This is a genomic window from Caulobacter sp. KR2-114 (assembly GCF_049446115.1).
Taxonomy (GTDB): domain Bacteria; phylum Pseudomonadota; class Alphaproteobacteria; order Caulobacterales; family Caulobacteraceae; genus Acaudatibacter.
On record NZ_JBMSEC010000001.1, the window covers coordinates 331,720 to 347,495 of the forward strand.

The window sequence follows — 15,776 nt, forward strand, 5'->3', positions numbered from 1 at the left end:
TGGGCGCCGCGGCGCCGGTCAATCGTCGAACGTGGGCCGCTTGCCCTGCCGGAACGCCGCCAGTCCCGCCACGACGTCCGGCGTCTCGAGATAGGCGGTCAGCGTCTCGTCTTCGGCCCGGAGGGCCTCGTTCAGGGTGGAGTCGCCGCCGGCCGTCACCAGCCGCTTCATCGCCGCCATCACCCGAGGACTGCGCGCCGCCAATGAATTTCCGAGCGCCTCCAGGGCCTCGTCCAGAGTGTCCGTCGGCACGATCAGGGCAATGAAGCCCAGGGGCGCCAGCTCCTCGGCGGTGACGAAGTCGCCGGTGAACATGAGCCGTTTGGCCATCGGCTCGCCGACGGCGCGGGGCAGGCGCGCCGAACCGCCGGCGCCGGGCAGCAGGCCGTAGTTGCTGTGCGCATCGGCGAACCGCGCGCCCGCCACGGCCACGACGAGGTCGCAGGCCAGGACGATCTCCAGGCCACCGGCCGCGCAGAGCCCGTTGACCCCGGCGATCACCGGCTTCGGCAACGCCGCGATGCGCTCGACGACCGCGGCCACCCGCTCGACGGTCGCCTTGATGCGCGCCGTGTCGATGATCGCGCCGGGCACTTCCATCAGATCCGCGCCCGCGCAGAAGGCCCGTCCCGTCCCGCGGATGACCATGGCGCGAACGTCCTTACGGCTGGCGCGATCCACCGCCGCCGAAAGGCCCTCGACGATCTCCTCGTTGATCGCGTTGAGCACCTCAGGGCGCTGCAGCCGCACCCAGAGGACCTTGCCACGCAGCTCCAGTTCCACCGCCGGCGCCTTGGCCCCAGAGCCGATGTCGGTCGCGCTCATCCGGGGCGCTTTCCATACTTCTTGAGGATGGTGGGGTCGGCGGCCATGCCGAAGTTCTCTTGGTTATAGGCGTGGCTGAGGTGGTGATAGGCGAACCCGAGCAGCAGCGTGTCCCTGCGGCCCTGGCGGTCCTCCGCGGCGTTCACGACCTCCTTGGCCAGGCGAAGGGCGAAGAGCTGCTTCTCGGCGATGCGGGCCGCCAGGCTCAGGGTGTAGGTTTCCAGGTCCGCCGCCGGCACGACCTGGTTCACCATCCCCAGCCTGTGGGCCTCCTGGGCGGAGAAGACATCCCCGGTGAACAGGATCTCCTTGGCCTTGCGCGTCCCCAGTTCCCAGGGCTCATGGAAGAATTCCGCGCAGGCCACGCCCAGTTCCATGGCGTTGATCCTGAAACTCGCGTCGTCCGCGGCGATGATCAGGTCGCACGGCCAGATCAGCTGCATCCCGCCCGCAAAGCAGCGCCCCTGGACCTGGGCGATGGTGGGCTTGGGGATGTTGCGCCAGCGCTCCGAGAGGCCGAGGTACATCTCCTTCTCGATAACCCAACGGCCTTCGACGCCCGGGTCCTCGAAACCGGCCCAGGTGCCGACCGTGTCGAAGTCCTCGAAGGCCTTCATCCGGTCAGGGTCGCGCAGATCGTGGCCGGAAGAGAAATCCGGACCGGCCGCGGCCACGACGATGACGCTGACACCCTTGTCCTGGGCCGCGCGATCGAAGGCCTGGTTCAGCTCGTAGAGCATTCGATAGCTCTGCGCGTTGCGCTTCTCCGGCTTGTTGACGACGATCCGGGCGACCCGCGGCGCGGGGGTCTGGTAGAGGATCGTCTCGAACTCGGTGTTGGCCGCCTCAGCCTTGACGCTGTCGGTCATGGTTTCCTCCGTTGTCCTGGGTCAGCGGTGCGGCGCCGCCGCCAGCGCCTCGAGCAGCACCTGATGCCGTTGCTCCAGGTGCGGGCCGATCTGGTCGTCGGTGTAGATGTAGAGGCGGCCGGCCCGGATGGCCTCGAGCACGAGCTCGCCGACCGCGTCGATCGACGAGCCCCGCGCCTTCGATTCCTCGCGCTTGGCGCTGGTCCTCTCGTCGGTGGGAGCCCGCCCGACCGGGCTGAGGGCGGCCGAATTCTCGGCGATGTCCGTGGTGACGAAGGCGGGACAGAGCACGCTCACGCCGATGTCGCGGCGCGACAGCGCGTTGCGCAGGGCTTCGGACATCCCCACGACAGCGAATTTCGACGTGTTGTACATCACGCCCGAGCCGATGACGACGAGGCCGGCGCCGGAGGCCGTGTTGACGATGTGCGCATCGCCGCCGCGCTCAAGCATCCGCGGCAGGAAGGTCTGGACGCCGTTGACAACGCCCATGACGTTCACGCCCAGGACCCAGTCCCACATCTCGTAGGTCATCTGCGTCACGGAGGCGCCGCCGGCGACGCCGGCGTTGTTGAACAGCAGCGACACCGGGCCCAGCCGCCGCTCGGTCTCGTCTGCGATGGCCGCGTACCTGTCGCGATCGCGCACGTCGAGCTCGAAGACTTCGACCTGGGTGAGGGTCGACAGTTCGTCCTGCGCCCACTTCAGGGCTTCGGTGTTCACATCGGCGATGGCCAGCTTGACGCCTTCGCGCGCCAGGGCCCGGGCGATTCCCAGACCGATCCCCTGCGCGCCTCCGGTGATGAACGCCGTCCGGCCGTTGAACCGATCCATCCGCATCTTCCTCAACCACTTGCTGTTTTGCGGGCGCCGCTCGCGGCGCGAGCCCCTGCGCCGCGTCCAGCGGGGCTTGTGCAGTGGGTGGAGGGTAGGAGCGAGCGCGTGCCGCAATCCAATATTAATTGGATGGCCTGCGATTTCTCCTACGTATCACGGGCCCGCCCTTAGTGCAGGCGTCGCCCATCCGAGACGATATCTCCAGCATATCGGACGCTATTCCATCAATATTGGATCAACGGCCCGAAGGACCATAGGTGTCTGTACCGGTTGGGGGCGGAGACGCACGGCCCGGTCGGCGAATGAGTTGCTCCCGGTTCCCGACCCCAGAAGGGAGGCGTGAGTGAACGAGCAAGCTGGAATCCTGCGCGGCAAAGACTTTCTCAGCGCAGACGACTTGAACCTACGCGCCCTGCGCGCCGCCCGCGCGCTTCATTCGGTCGGCGTCGCGGCGGGCGACACCGTGGCTTTGCTGCTGCGCAACGACACCGCCTTCTTCGAAGCCTCGTTCGCAGCCGGCCTGCTGGGCGCCGCGCCCGTGCCGATGAACTGGCACAGCCATCCTGACGACATCCTGTTCGTCCTGCAGGACAGCAAGGCCAAGCTCCTGGTCGCACACGCCGATCTGATCCGCCCGGTGCTCGATCGCCTGCCGATGGACCTGGAAGTGCGGGTGGTCCCCACGCCGGCGGACATCGGCCGTACCTACCGGATACCGGAGGAGATCTGGTCCGTCCCCGCAGGCCTGACGGATTGGCTGACCTGGATCGGCGGTTTCCAGCCGTGGGCCAATGCGCCCCAGGAGGCGCCGGCGGCGATGATGTACACCTCCGGCACGACCGGAAAGCCGAAGGGGGTGCGGCGTCCCACGGTCTCCTTGGACCGGCGCGCGACGTCCGCCTACTACGCGGACGTGGCCAGGATCAGCGGCCTGGAGCGAGCGCCGCGCGCCATCGTGACCGGCCCGCTCTATCACGGCGGACCGTTGGCCTGGGCGATGGGCTGGGTGCGCATGCGCGGCTTCGTGGTGCTTCAGGCCCGCTTCGATCCGGAAGATCTGCTGCGCCTGATTGAGAGACATCGGATCACCCACCTCTGCGTGGTGCCGATCATGTTCACCCGCCTCCTGAAGCTGCCCGCCGAGGTTCGCGGGCGCCACGACGTGTCCTCGCTGGAGCACGTCACGCACGGGGCGGCGCCCTGCCCGCGGCACATCAAGGAACAGATGATCGCCTGGTGGGGTCCGATCATCTACGAGCAGTACGGCAGCCTCGAGATCGGCCTCGTCACGGGGGCCGACAGTGCGGAATGGCTCGCCCACCCCGGCACCGTCGGCAAGCCGCTGGCCGGCGTCGAACTGCGGATCCTCGATGACGATGGGCGAGAGGTCCCCGTAGGCGAGCCCGGCGAGGTCTTCACCCGGGTCGGCGACCAGCCGGACTTCACCTACGAGGGGCGTCCCGAGGCGCGCGCCGAAATCGACCGCGACGGTTTCGTCACCGCAGGCGACGTCGGCTACCTGGACGGCGACGGCTTCCTCTACCTCTGCGACCGCAAGAAGGACATGGTCATCTCCGGCGGCGTGAACATCTTCCCCGCCGAGATCGAGGAATGCCTCCTGACCCTCCGCGGAGTCCGCGACGCCGCGGTCTTCGGCATACCGGACGACGAGTACGGCGAGTCCCTGGCCGCCGCGATCGAGCTCGACGGCTCGGTGAGCCTCTCCGAGGACGACGTGAGGGCCCACGTCCGGGCCAACCTCGCCGGCTTCAAGACGCCGCGTCGGGTGGAGTTCATGGACGAGATCCCGCGCCTGGACTCGGGGAAGATCCTCAAGCGCAAACTCCGCGAAGCCTACTGGGCTGGAACCGGCCGAACCATCTGACCGCGCCGCAGACCGGGGCGGCGCCGGAGCTTTGGCGCACGCCTGATGAGACGAAACGCCGATCGAAGGAGGCACGCCATGTCCGAACAGTTCGAGACCATCCTCTATGAGGTGGAAGACCCCGTCGCGGTGATCACCCTGAACCGACCCGAGCGGCTCAACGCCTGGAACATGGTGATGGCGCGCGAGGTGCGCGAGGCCGTTCGCCAGGCGGGCCAGGACAAGCGGGTGGTGGGGGTGGTGATCACCGGCGCCGGCCGGGCCTTCTGTTCGGGAGGGGACCTGAAGTCGATCACGCCGGACGACCTCAAGGAGAGGCCGGCCGACGCAGCCGGTCCGGCGGCGCCTCAGGCCGCGGCGGACCCGGCCGGTCCCCTGGGCTTCCTCATCGACCTGCCGAAGCCGGTCATTGCCGCGTTGAACGGGCATGCGTTCGGCATGGGCGCGGTGATCGCGCTTTGGGCTGACATGCGCTTCATGGCCGAAGAGGCCATCTTCAGCATGGCCTTCTCCACCCGCGGTACGGTCGCCGAATCCGGCAGCAGCTGCCTGCTCACCCGCCTGGTCGGCCCGTCCGTTGCACTCGACCTCCTGATCTCTTCGCGCCGGATCGGGGCGGAAGAGGCCCTGCGACTGGGTGTGGTGAACGCGATCGCGCCGGCGAGCGACCTCGTCGAAAAGGCGCGCACGTACATCAAGAGCCTGGCCGACACCTGCTCGCCCGCCTCTGTCGCCACCATGAAGCGCCAGGTCTACGCGGACCTGCCGGACGATCTGGGCGCCGCTTCGGCGGCGTCGCGCAGGCTTCTGGGGGTCGCGGCCGCCGGCTCCGACATAATGGAAGGCTGGACGGCCTACCAGGAGAAGCGGGCGCCGCGTTACGCACGGATCGGCAGCGACTGAAGCTCGACCGCAGGCGCTGCCCCCAGGATCATTCCTGGTCGGCGGCCTCGGCATCCATCAGTTGATTCGCGGCCGTTCGCAGGGCGTCGATGAAGGCGTCGCGCGCGGGTCGGCTTTCATCGCGGCGGGTGGCAAGCGCCACCCCCACCATGATCGGGGAGCCCTGGACCGTCAGGCGCGCATAGCCCACCCGGCTCGCGCCGGCGATCCGCGACACGGCCGGCGCCAGGGCGACCCCGATGCCGCTTTCCACGAGGGCGATAGCAGTGTGGAGGTGGGCGGCCTCTTCGACGATGTTGGGCTGGAAGCCCGCGGACTCGAAGACGCTGAGCGAAAGGCTCCAGTAGTAGGGCAGCCGCGCCCGCTCGTGGCCGATGAAACGCTCGTCGCGCAGGTCCTCAAGGCGCAGCACGCCCTTGCCAAGCAGTGGAGAGCCCGGCGGAAGGAGCAGGATCATCTCTTCGCGATAGAGGCGCTCGAGGTTGAGGTCGCCGATATCCATGACCGGTGTGCGCAGCACGCCGATATCCAGTTCGCCCGCTTCGACCCCACGGACGATATCCACCGTGGTCGCCTCACGCAGGCTCAGGTCGACGCCCGGGCGTTCGGCGCGAAAGAGCGGCACGGCCTTTGGGAGCAGCGCATAGACCGCGGTCCCCACGAAGCCCACCGTGAGGCGCCCCCCGGTGCCGTCGACGGTTGCGCCGATCGCGTCGCCCATGGCCTCGAGGCTGCGCAGGGCCTTTCGGGCGTGCGGCAGGGCCACGCGGCCCGCCTCGGTCAGCGTCACGCCGCGGGGTTCGCGCGTGAAGAGCTCCACGCCGAGCTCCTGCTCGAGCTTGCGCATCGAGATCGAGAGCGGGGGCTGGGTCATGTTCAGCGCCTTGGCGGCGCGATGGAAGTTCAACGTCTCGCTGAGCGTCACGAACTGCCGGATCTGCCTCAGCTCCACGATACCCTCCACAAATCACAAGTGACCGATGAGATATACCACCATCGCATATCTCATGGTCACTGCAATTGGCCGGGCGTGGCCGCCACGCCGCGCCGGACCGCAAGTCTCCCGCACGGCTCCGGACGCCGACGCCCTGGGCGCTCAGATCGTCCGGGCCACGACTTCCTTCATGATCTCGGAGGTGCCGCCGTAGATGCGTTGTACGCGCGCATCGCGCCAGAGCCGGGCGATCGCGTACTCGTTCATGTATCCCGCCCCGCCATGCAGTTGCAGGGACGCATCGCAGACTTCCCACTGCAGCTCCGTATGGAACAGCTTGGCCGCCGACGCCTCGGCGGCCGTCAGCCGGCCCTCAAGGTGCCGGGCCAGGGCCCAGTCCAAGTGCGCCCATCCGGCCTGCAGCTTCGCCTTCAGGCCCGCCAGCGTGAAGCGTGTGTTCTGGAAGTCGAAGACGGTCTGACCGAAGGCCTTGCGTTCCTTGGAGAACCTCACCCCCTCGTCGAATGCGCGCTGCCCATTGGCCTGGGCCGTGATGGCGATGCTCAGCCGTTCCTGGGCGAGTTGGGTCATCAGGTAGGCGAAGCCCCTCCCCGCCTCCCCCAGCAGATTGGCCACCGGCACGCGCACGCCTTCGAAGAATAGCTCGGAGGTGTCGGAGCCGTTCTGGCCGATCTTGTCGAGGTTGCGGCCGCGCTTGAAGCCGCTGCGCGTCGCTTCGACCAGGATCAGCGAGATGCCCTTGGACCCGGCGACCGGATCGCTCTTGGCGACGACGACCACCAGGTCGGCGTTCTGGCCATTGGTGATGTAGATCTTCGAGCCGTCGACCACATAGTCGTCGCCATCGCGTCTGGCCGTCGTTCGCACGCCCTGCAGGTCCGAGCCCGTACCCGGCTCGGTCATGGCGATCGCGGTGACGACCTCGCCCGAGACCATCCTGGGGAGCCATTGGAGCTTCTGCTCCTCGGAGCCGTACTTCTCGATGTAGTCGGCGACGATGTCCGACTGCAGCGTGATCGTGGTCGCGACGCCGGCATAGGCCAGTTCCTCGTTGATCACGGCGTTGTAGCGGAAGTCGAGCCCGAGACCGCCGTACCGGGCGTCGACCGTGGGGCACAGGAGGCCCGCCTCGCCGGCAGTGCGCCAGAACGCCCGCTCGACGATGCCGTCGGCTTCCCAGGCGTCGAGCCTGGGCGTGACTTCACGCTCGATGAACTTGCGGACCTGGTCGCGGAAGACCCTGAGGTCCTCGTCGTAGATGCGGCGCTGGTCGGTGGCGAGCATCACAGGCTGATCCCCCCGCCGACTTCCAGCAGCTGGCCGCTGACGTAGTCGCTGTCCGGGCTGCACAGCATGTAGATGCTGCCCGCCGCCTCCTCGACCCTGCCCGCCCGGCCCATCGGGACGAGGTCCGCCATGGCCTTCAGCCCGGCGGCAGGGATGCCGGCCTGGATCGTCCGCCCCGCGATCTCGATCCGGCTCTCGGGGTCGTCACTCGCCTTGGTCAGGCGGGTCTCTATGAGCCCGAAGGCCACGCAGTTGACGCAGACCTTGTGACGGCCCCATTCCTTGGAAAGGGTCTTGGTCATCCCGACGACCGCGGCCTTGGCCGAGGCATAGTTGACCTGGCCAGCGTTGCCGCGCGTGCCGGCCATGGACGAGACGTTGACCACCTTGCGAACAACTTCGCGACCGGCCTCGATCTCGGCCTTGCGGAACACCCGGATCGGCTCGGCCGCCGCGCGAAGGATGCGGAACGGCGCCATCACGTGCACGTCCATCATCGCCTGGAACTGGTCGTCGGTCTGCTTCTGGATGACACCGTCCAGGGTGTATCCGGCGTTGTTGACGATGATGTCGAGGCCGCCGAAGCCGTCCACCGCAGCCTTCACGAACCGCTCGCCGAAGTCGGGCTCGGTGACGCTGCCGATACAGGCCGCCGCCACGCCCCCCGCCGCCTCGATCTGCGCCACCACCGCTTCGGCCGGCGCCGCGTCGAGGTCGTTGACCACGATCCTCGCCCCCTCCGCCGCCAGCCGCAAAGCGGTCGCGCGTCCGATCCCGCGGCCCGATCCCGAGACGATGGCCACCTTGCCGGAAAGCCTGCCCATGCCCTGTTCGTCCTTCTTGATGTCAGCCGAGGGCGACAAGCGCTTCGCCGTCGACGGTCTGCAGATCATTGTCGGTCCACGCGCCGAGCTTCACCCGGGCGAGCCGCTCGTCGCCCTGCTCCAGGATTTCGACGATGTGGCCGCGACAGTGGACGGTGGCGTGCAGCGGCGTGATCGCCACGAAGCGGACGCTCCACCGGCGCAGGCTCGACTGCGGCCGCCATCGGGTGAGGAACTGCCCAAGATAGGCCATCACCAACATGCCGTGGGCGAACACATCGTCCATGCCCGCGGCCTTCGCGAAATCGCTGTCGATGTGCAGCCTGACGTGGTCGTGCGAGGCGCCGGCGAACAGCGCCAGCGTCGTGCGGTCGATCGGACCGCAGACGTGCTCGGGCAACGCCGGCCCTGGAGCGCCCGCCTCATCCATTTCGCACCACCGTGACCTGGCGGGCTTCCACGCACACGGCCCCGGCGCCGTTGGTGACGCGCGTTTCCTGGACGACGAACTGCAGAGCGCCGCCCTTCCTGTCGTAGATGTCGGTGGTGGTGGTGACCAGTTCCAGCTGGTCTCCCGCATGGATCGGGTGGTGGTAGGCGAAGGCCTCCTCGCCGTGCAGCACCCGGGCCATGTCGACGCCCAGACCGCCGACCGGGTCGAACACGTCGCCGGCCTTTGCCGGCGCCGAGAGCTGCAGGCTGAAGACGTACGTCGGCGGCGCCAGGATGTCGGGATGCCCGGCCGACCGCGCCGCCTCGACGTCGAAGTAGATCGGGTTGGTTTCCCCCGTCGCCTTAGCGAAGAACCTGAGGAGGCCGCGCTCCACCAGGACGACACGGGGCTCGGAAACGACACCGATATGGCGATGCGCGTCGATCGCCATCAGCGCGCTCGTTCGTAGAGCGTGACGACGCAGGCCCCGCCCAGCCCGAGATTGTGCTGCAGCGCGTGGCGCACGCCCTCCACCTGACGCGCTCCTGCGGAGCCGCGCAGCTGGTGGGTCAGCTCGAAGCACTGGGCCAGGCCGGTGGCGCCGAGTGGATGGCCCTTCGACAACAGGCCACCGGACGGATTGGTGACGACGCGTCCGCCGTAGGTGTTGTCGCCGTCGGCGACGAACCTGGCGGCCTGACCCTCACCACAGAGGCCGAGGGCCTCGTAGGTCACCACCTCGTTGTGGGCGAAGCAGTCGTGGAGCTCGGCGACGCGGATGTCCTCCGGCCCGATGCCGGCCGCCTCGTAGACAGACTGCGCGGCCCGCTCGGTCATATCCTTGCCGACGACATAGCGCATGTCGCCGGCCTCCAGGCTGTTAGGCCGATCGGTCGTCATGGCCTGGGCTGCGATCCGAACGTCGGCGCGCAGGCCGTGGCGACGGGCGAAGTCCGCCGAGACCAGCACGGCGGCCGCCGCGCCGCACGTCGGCGGACAGGCCATCGGCCGCGTCATCACCCCGGGCCAGATCACCGGCGCGGCGAGCACCTCCTCCTCGGTCATCACGTTGCGGAACACCGAGAGCGGATTGTGGGCTGCATGGCGACTGGCCTTGGCCCGAACCTTGGCGAAATCGCGCAGGGTGACGCCGTACCTCTCCATCTGCGCCAGGCCGGCGCCGCCGAAGTAACGCAGCGCGATGGGCAGATCGACGTCCACCAGCGCGTCCGTCGCCTTATCAAAGGCCGCGAACGGGCTGATGCGGTCGGTGAAGACGTTGCCGATGGCGCCCGGACGCATCTCCTCGAACCCGACCGCGAGCGCGCAATCGGCGGCGCCGCCCAGGATGGCCTGGCGCGCCAGGAAGAGCGCCGTTGAGCCGGTCGAACAGTTGTTGTTCACGTTGACGATGGGAATCCCCGTCATGCCGGCGCGATAGATCGCGCGCTGGCCGGAGCAGCTGTCGCCGTACACATACCCCGCGTAGGCCTGCTCGATCTGGTCGAACGATACGCCGGCATCCTGCAGCGCCAAGCCGATCGCCGTGCTGGCCATCTCGTCGTAGGCGGGGCTTTGCCCGGGTTTGCTGAATGGGATCATGCCGACCCCGCCGACCAGCACGTCGCGATCCGATCCGCCCAATTCCAAGTCTCCTGCCTGCAGCGCCTCACCCTTGTGTGCGTGGCGGACTCCGTCCAATTCATTATGCTGGCGTAATATTCCTTAGAGGAATTTGAGATGCTCGACCCGCGCCTCAATCACCTGGTCTCGGTGGCCCGCCTGGGCTCCTTCACGGCCGCGGCCCGGGCGATCGGCGTGACGCAGTCCGCTGTGACCAAGGGGGTTGCAGACCTGGAGCGGCAGCTGGGCTACGCCGTCTTCCACCGGACGGCCCGCGGCGCGATGCTGACCGAGCAGGGTCGAGACTTCGTGGAGCGCGCCTCACGCCTGCTCGACGATGCGCACGAGCTGTTGCGGGGCAATACGGCCGCGAACGATCCGTATGCGGGCGTGCTGCGGATCGGCGTGTGCCCGGCGTCTCTGGAATGGTTGCTGATCGATCCTCTCTCCAAGCTGACACATCGCCACCGGGATCTGCGTTTCGACGTCAACAGCTCGAGTTTCGAGCGGATGATCCAGCAGCTGCGCAGCGGCGCCGTCGATGTAGCGGTGGGGTTCGATGCCGCCTTCCGTGAGTGGCCCGACGTCGACCGGCGGCCCGTCGGCGAGCTTCAGTCGGTGCTGTTCGTCCGCAAAGGGCATCCGCTTCTGCAGGAAGCGGTCCTCACCGAGGACATGATCGCGCGGTACCCGCTGGTCTCGCCCTCGGACTCTCGCCCCTATGGCGCGGTCATCCGCGACCTGTTCGAGAGCCGAGGCGAGCAATGGCGCCGCCATCTGCACGTCATCGACTACTTCCCGGTGGTGAGCCGCATCGTGGCCACCTCCGACGCCCTGGCGGTCGTCTCCGCCTCACACGCCAGGAGCGCGGGGTTCCTCCGAGAATTCCGGACCCTGCCTCTGGAGGTCTTCGCGCCGGCGCCGATCTGTTGTGCGGTCCGCGCGCGGTGGGAGCCCGGCCCGGCGGCGCGAGCCCTTATCAACGCGCTGCGCGAGAGCGACATGATCTAGCCAGCGCGCGCGAGGGCCGGGTCAAGCGGCCTGATCGCCGCGTAGGAGCCGGCCGGGCGTCGCCCCGGTCCACTCGCCCGCCTCGAAGGTGACGACGCCGGACTTGATGGTCTGGCGATAGCCCTTAGCCGTCTGCAGCAGGCGGGCGCCGCCGGCGGGAAGGTCGTGAGCGATCGTCGGCGGGCTGAGCGAGAGCCCGTCCAGGTCGACGACGTTGAGGTCCGCCAGCTGCCCTACCCGGACGGTCCCACGGTCGCGCCAGCCGAGGTGACGGGCGTTGCGCTGGGTGCAGCCGTGCACCAGGTCCTCCAGCGCGATCCGGCGCCCCGACTTGGAGCCCCTGGACCACAGCCCTATGGTGGTGGTCGGGAAGGACGCATCGCAAATGAAGCCGCAATGGGCGCCGCCGTCGGAGATCCCGAACAGCGCGTGGGGTCCCGTCATCATGCCGTGGACGTCATCGAGATTGCCGTAGGAATAGTTGTTGAAGGGAAGATAGATCAGCCTCCGGCCGCCCTCCTCCAACAGGGTTTCGTAGACATATTCGTCCACATTGCGTGCGAGCCGGTGCGCCTCCGCCTGCAGGGAGCAGTCCGCGCTGGGCTCATAGTCCACGGGATCCGTCATCCGGAACATCCGCGCATAGCCCTTGGTGATCACGCCGCCGTTGCCGGTGAGATCGACAGCGGCATGTTCGGCGAGGATCCTCGCCTTGACGTCCGGCGTCTTCAGCTCGGCGATGAGACGGTCGCCCTGCATCGCAGCGGCGATCCGCCGAAAGGTCGGGCTGCCGACGAACGGATTCATCGTCGCGGCGAAGGACAGGATCGCGCCGATCGGCCGCGGCGCCACCTGAGCGCTGACGTCGAGGCCGGCGTCCCGCATCGCCGCGATCTCCGTGAAGATCGCCCGCCAACGGTCGGGGGCGTCGTCGTTCTGTTGCACGGTGAACGACAGCCTGCGGCCCGTGTGCTGGGCCAAGGACCGGATCAGTTGCAGTTCCCGCGCGGCGAAATCATCGTCATTGGTGAGGTAGGCGTCCGAGATCAGCTGGATGACGCCCTTGCCGGCCTGCTTCAGGGCGTCGGCGATGCCGATCAGCTCGGCTTGCGAGGCCGTCAGTGTGCCGACGTTGTCGCCGTCCCTGGTGCGATGGAACATGGTGCGCGTCGTGGAGAAGCCCAGCGCCCCCGCTTCGAGCGCCTCGAAGGTCAGGCGCCGCATCTCCTCGATCTCGGCCGGCGTCGGCGCGGCGGTATGGTCGGCGCCACGATCGCCCATCACGTAGGTGCGCAAGGGCGCGTGCGGCATGTGCGCACCGATATCGATCGCATAGGCCCTGCGCGACAGGGCGTCGAGATAGTCCGGGAAGCTCTCCCAGTCCCAGGACAGGCCCTCGTGCAGCGCTGTGCCGGGGATGTCCTCCACCCCCTCCAGCAGGCGGATGAGGAAGTCGTGCTTGTCCGCGCGGGCCGGTGCGAAGCCGACCCCGCAGTTGCCCATGGCGGCCGAGGTCACCCCGTTGAGCGAGGACGGCGCCAGCATGGCGTCCCAGGAGACCTGGCCGTCGTAATGGGTGTGGATGTCGACGAAGCCGGGCGTGACGATGGCGCCGTCGGCGTCGATAACCCGGCTGGCCGTCCCCTCGACCTTGCCGACCGCGACGATCCTGCCGTCCTTGACCCCGACATCGCCGCGAAACCTGTCCGCCCCGGTCCCGTCGACGATCTCGCCGCCCTTGATGATGAGGTCCATGGTGATTACGCCTGGGCTGTTCTCCGCGACGGGCCGCGGTCCGAAGGTCGATGTACGGGGAGCGTTAGGCGATCAGGCGCGGGAGCGCCAATTCCTGAAGTTCCCGAGGCATTCCGTCTGCTCGCGTGTCGATGAGCGCTCCGGCGCAGCGTAGGAGCGCGAGCCCATGCGCCCGCGCTCCATGCCCCCACCCGCCCCAGCGGCTGGAGGCGTTGGCGCCGTCTGCGAGGGGCGGCGTTAGCGATACCGATAGGAGATCGTGACGCCATAGGTCGCCGGCATGCCAGCGTAGCGGATGTAGGTGTCCAGCGAGTGGATCTGGGCGGTGTAGTAGTAGCGGTTGAAGACGTTCTTGCCCCAGACCTGCACCCGGATCGGCCCCTTCTCGATGCCGGCGCGCAGATCGACCAGGGTGTAGGACGGCAGCCGGGTTCGCGGCAGGTCCCCCAAGGCGCTGTTGGAGCTGCCCTGGTAGTTGACGTTCACGCCGACGAAGCCGCGGACCGAGTCTGAAAAGTCCCACGCGTACTGCGCGTCGACGTCGGCCTGCAGTTCTGCGACCCCTGGAAAACGCTCGCCGGTGAAGTTCTGCAGCTGGGCCAGGTAGTTGTACTGCGTGAAGTTGCCGTCGATGCGGCTGTGGGCGTAGCTGACGACGGGCGTCAGGGTCAGCCCGGCCACGGGCCGCCAGATGGCCGAAACTTCGAAGCCTTCCACGTGCGATTTGGGCACGTTCACCAGCTTGGCCAGGGCGCCGAAGATGACGTCGCGCTCGTCACCCTGGATCTGTTTGTTCGTGTAGTCGTAGTAGAAGCCAGCGCCGTTGAGTTGCAAGGTCCGATTGAACAGCTCGCTCTTGAAGCCCACCTCGTAGGCAAGGAGCTTCTCTTGCACCGCCGGGTCATATTGGAAGTCCGAGGTCGCCGAGAGCCCAGAATAGGCCCCCGCCTTATAGCCCTGGCTGATGTTCGCGTAGAGCATCACGTCGCGGGCGACCTTCCAGTTCGCGCCGACGCGAAATGAGACATTGTCCTCGTCCAGCTTTGAGACCACCTGCACGGAGGTGATCCCCGCGGCGCTCTCGTGCAGGGTCGTGCAACCGCCAGCCACGTCATGGGTGCCGAAGGCGGCGTTGTAGAAGGCGGCCAGAATGCCGTTGCCGTTGTCGCGCTGACAGCCGACGAAATCCTGATTGGACCGGGTATAGCGGATCCCTGCCTCGACGGTCAGGTTCGAGGTCACCGGGAGCTCGCCATGGGCGAACACCGCATAGGTGTGCGCGTCGATGGCCGCCGTGGAGTTGATGCCGATGGCCGGAATGATGTGCGCGGCCGAGGAGTCCGGGGCCGTCAGGTTGCTCTTCTCGGCGATGTCGTCGTTCTGATAGTTCACGCCGACAATCCACGCGCCATGGCCGAGGATCCGGCCCGAGAGGCGGAACTCCTGGTAGGTCGTCCCCAGGTGGCCGGTGTTGATCGTCTGGGCGTCCTGGTAGATCGTCCCATCCTGGTTGAGCGGCTGGTATTGCAGGAATCGCTCGTACGAGGTCAGCGACGTCAGGGTGATGTCGCCGCCCAGGTCGTAGTCGGCCCGGATGGAGGCCAGGTAGAAGCGGTTGTTGCGGCGATAGCCGACGCAGTGATTGTTGAACGGCGCATCGTTGACGCAGGGAGACCAGGCGGCGGCCTGGGCATTGGCGGGCGCGATCGGGAAGTTCTGGATGTTGGCCGACGCGGGCACGGGGCTCAGCGGCGCATAGCCTTCGAACTGCGGCGCGGTCGACTGCGAATGATCGACGAACCCGGACAGCGTTCCGACGACCCTCAGCCGGGATGTCGGTGTCCAGTTGAGCGTCAGGCGCCCCGTCCAGAAGTTGCGCGCGCCGAGCGTCAGGCCGGGGGTCACATAGCTCTTCTGCCAGCCGTTGGCTTGCACGGTGCGCACGGCGATGCGCGCATCCAGCGTGCTCGACACCGGCCCGCTGAGGAAACCTTGCGCGTCGAGGGTGTTGAACCGGCCGTACTGGACATCCGTCCCGGCCTGGAACGTCTTGGTGGGCTTGGCGGCGATGTAGTTGATGCCGCCGCCCGTGGCGTTGTCGCCGAACAGCGTGCCCTGGGGCCCCTTGAGCACCTCCACCCGCTCCAGATCCAGCGTCGAACCCAGGGCCTCGATGGAGAAGGGCAGCGGGACCTGGTCGTTGTAGGTGCTGACGGTGGGATTGGCCGCGAGCGACGGGTCCAGGTAGATCACCCCGCGGATGCCAAACTGGGGCGCGCCCGAATAGCCGGTGTCCGATGCGGTCAAGCCTGGCACCAGCTTGACCAGGTCGCCCGTGCTGTTGACCCCCCGCTGGACGAGCGCGTCGCCCGACGCAGCCTGGATCGACATCCCAACCGTCTGGATTGTCTGCTCGCGCTTTTGCGCGGTGACGACGATCTCGCCGATCTGCGTTGTCGAACCGGCCGACGTCTCCGCATCGGCGGCGGCGGCGCGGCCCGGCGCGACGACGGTTGCAGCGCCGGCCCACGCCAGCGCCAGGATCGAAGCGGTGGTTACCTTCATGGTC

General features: G+C 67.8%; 14 protein-coding genes. 3 read left to right on the forward strand and 11 right to left on the reverse strand.

Annotation, left to right across the window (positions count from 1 at the left end):
- Positions 1 to 18: 18 nt before the first annotated feature.
- Genes ACO2Q3_RS01345 through ACO2Q3_RS01355 form a run of 3 tightly spaced genes read right to left on the reverse strand, consistent with a single transcriptional unit; the run spans position 19 to position 2,645 of the window.
- Positions 19 to 825, reverse strand: coding sequence for an enoyl-CoA hydratase/isomerase family protein (locus tag ACO2Q3_RS01345; RefSeq protein WP_423304569.1), 807 nt, complete (start codon positions 823 to 825; stop codon positions 19 to 21).
- Positions 822 to 1,694, reverse strand: a complete 873-nt coding sequence (locus ACO2Q3_RS01350) for an enoyl-CoA hydratase (RefSeq protein ID WP_423304570.1) — start codon at positions 1,692 to 1,694, stop codon at positions 822 to 824. The genes ACO2Q3_RS01345 and ACO2Q3_RS01350 overlap by 4 nt, the downstream gene beginning before the upstream one ends.
- A gap of 21 nt (positions 1,695 to 1,715) precedes the next feature.
- Positions 1,716 to 2,645 (reverse strand): SDR family NAD(P)-dependent oxidoreductase, encoded by a 930-nt coding sequence (locus ACO2Q3_RS01355; protein ID WP_423304571.1) that lies wholly within the window; start codon positions 2,643 to 2,645, stop codon positions 1,716 to 1,718.
- Positions 2,646 to 2,874: 229 nt separating this feature from the next.
- On the opposite strand from ACO2Q3_RS01355, the gene ACO2Q3_RS01360 reads away from it, so the two are divergent.
- Complete coding sequence (locus ACO2Q3_RS01360; RefSeq protein WP_423304572.1) at positions 2,875 to 4,416, forward strand: acyl-CoA synthetase; 1,542 nt, start codon at positions 2,875 to 2,877, stop codon at positions 4,414 to 4,416.
- A gap of 78 nt (positions 4,417 to 4,494) precedes the next feature.
- Positions 4,495 to 5,319, forward strand: a complete 825-nt coding sequence (locus ACO2Q3_RS01365) for an enoyl-CoA hydratase-related protein (protein WP_423304573.1) — start codon at positions 4,495 to 4,497, stop codon at positions 5,317 to 5,319.
- A gap of 28 nt (positions 5,320 to 5,347) precedes the next feature.
- Here the strand turns inward: ACO2Q3_RS01365 and ACO2Q3_RS01370 are convergent, their stop codons facing one another.
- The 6 genes from ACO2Q3_RS01370 to ACO2Q3_RS01395 all read right to left on the reverse strand — a co-directional run bounded on the left by ACO2Q3_RS01370 (position 5,348) and on the right by ACO2Q3_RS01395 (position 10,462).
- Positions 5,348 to 6,271, reverse strand: a complete 924-nt coding sequence (locus ACO2Q3_RS01370; RefSeq protein WP_423304574.1) for a LysR family transcriptional regulator — start codon at positions 6,269 to 6,271, stop codon at positions 5,348 to 5,350.
- Between the two features lie 144 nt (positions 6,272 to 6,415).
- Positions 6,416 to 7,558 (reverse strand): acyl-CoA dehydrogenase family protein, encoded by a 1,143-nt coding sequence (locus tag ACO2Q3_RS01375; protein ID WP_423304575.1) that lies wholly within the window; start codon positions 7,556 to 7,558, stop codon positions 6,416 to 6,418.
- Positions 7,558 to 8,424 carry an SDR family NAD(P)-dependent oxidoreductase gene (locus ACO2Q3_RS01380; RefSeq protein ID WP_423304576.1) on the reverse strand — a complete coding sequence of 289 codons (867 nt, stop codon included), beginning with the start codon at positions 8,422 to 8,424 and terminating at the stop codon, positions 7,558 to 7,560. Before ACO2Q3_RS01380 ends, ACO2Q3_RS01375 begins: the two co-directional genes overlap by 1 nt.
- Entirely contained in the window at positions 8,408 to 8,785 is a 378-nt protein-coding gene (locus tag ACO2Q3_RS01385; protein WP_423304577.1) for a MaoC/PaaZ C-terminal domain-containing protein, read from the reverse strand. Before ACO2Q3_RS01385 ends, ACO2Q3_RS01380 begins: the two co-directional genes overlap by 17 nt.
- Positions 8,786 to 8,807: 22 nt before the next feature.
- Positions 8,808 to 9,269, reverse strand: a complete 462-nt coding sequence (locus tag ACO2Q3_RS01390; RefSeq protein ID WP_423304578.1) for a MaoC family dehydratase N-terminal domain-containing protein — start codon at positions 9,267 to 9,269, stop codon at positions 8,808 to 8,810.
- Positions 9,269 to 10,462: a lipid-transfer protein gene (locus tag ACO2Q3_RS01395; protein WP_423304579.1), complete on the reverse strand. Its 1,194-nt coding sequence runs from the start codon at positions 10,460 to 10,462 to the stop codon at positions 9,269 to 9,271. The genes ACO2Q3_RS01390 and ACO2Q3_RS01395 overlap by 1 nt, the downstream gene beginning before the upstream one ends.
- A 96-nt stretch (positions 10,463 to 10,558) precedes the next feature.
- Here ACO2Q3_RS01395 and ACO2Q3_RS01400 point away from each other — a divergent pair, with 96 nt between their 5' ends.
- Positions 10,559 to 11,452 (forward strand): LysR family transcriptional regulator, encoded by an 894-nt coding sequence (locus tag ACO2Q3_RS01400; protein ID WP_423304580.1) that lies wholly within the window; start codon positions 10,559 to 10,561, stop codon positions 11,450 to 11,452.
- Between the two features lie 21 nt (positions 11,453 to 11,473).
- On the opposite strand, the gene ACO2Q3_RS01405 is transcribed toward ACO2Q3_RS01400, so the two are convergent.
- Together ACO2Q3_RS01405 and ACO2Q3_RS01410 are read right to left on the reverse strand one after the other, a co-directional pair.
- Entirely contained in the window at positions 11,474 to 13,207 is a 1,734-nt protein-coding gene (locus ACO2Q3_RS01405; protein ID WP_423304581.1) for an N-acyl-D-amino-acid deacylase family protein, read from the reverse strand.
- Between the two features lie 237 nt (positions 13,208 to 13,444).
- Complete coding sequence (locus ACO2Q3_RS01410; RefSeq protein ID WP_423304583.1) at positions 13,445 to 15,772, reverse strand: TonB-dependent receptor; 2,328 nt, start codon at positions 15,770 to 15,772, stop codon at positions 13,445 to 13,447.
- Between the last annotated feature and the right edge of the window lie 4 nt (positions 15,773 to 15,776).

Bases quoted from the DNA above. Each gene is read 5' to 3' on its own strand.
- ACO2Q3_RS01390 (WP_423304578.1), bottom strand. From the start codon at position 9,269: ATGGCGATCGACGCGCATCGCCATATCGGTGTCGTTTCCGAGCCCCGT.
- ACO2Q3_RS01375 (WP_423304575.1), bottom strand. From the start codon at position 7,558: ATGCTCGCCACCGACCAGCGCCGCATCTACGACGAGGACCTCAGGGTC.
- ACO2Q3_RS01400 (WP_423304580.1), top strand. From the start codon at position 10,559: ATGCTCGACCCGCGCCTCAATCACCTGGTCTCGGTGGCCCGCCTGGGC.
- ACO2Q3_RS01345 (WP_423304569.1), bottom strand. From the start codon at position 825: ATGAGCGCGACCGACATCGGCTCTGGGGCCAAGGCGCCGGCGGTGGAA.
- ACO2Q3_RS01350 (WP_423304570.1), bottom strand. From the start codon at position 1,694: ATGACCGACAGCGTCAAGGCTGAGGCGGCCAACACCGAGTTCGAGACG.
- ACO2Q3_RS01405 (WP_423304581.1), bottom strand. From the start codon at position 13,207: ATGGACCTCATCATCAAGGGCGGCGAGATCGTCGACGGGACCGGGGCG.
- ACO2Q3_RS01410 (WP_423304583.1), bottom strand. From the start codon at position 15,772: ATGAAGGTAACCACCGCTTCGATCCTGGCGCTGGCGTGGGCCGGCGCT.
- ACO2Q3_RS01365 (WP_423304573.1), top strand. From the start codon at position 4,495: ATGTCCGAACAGTTCGAGACCATCCTCTATGAGGTGGAAGACCCCGTC.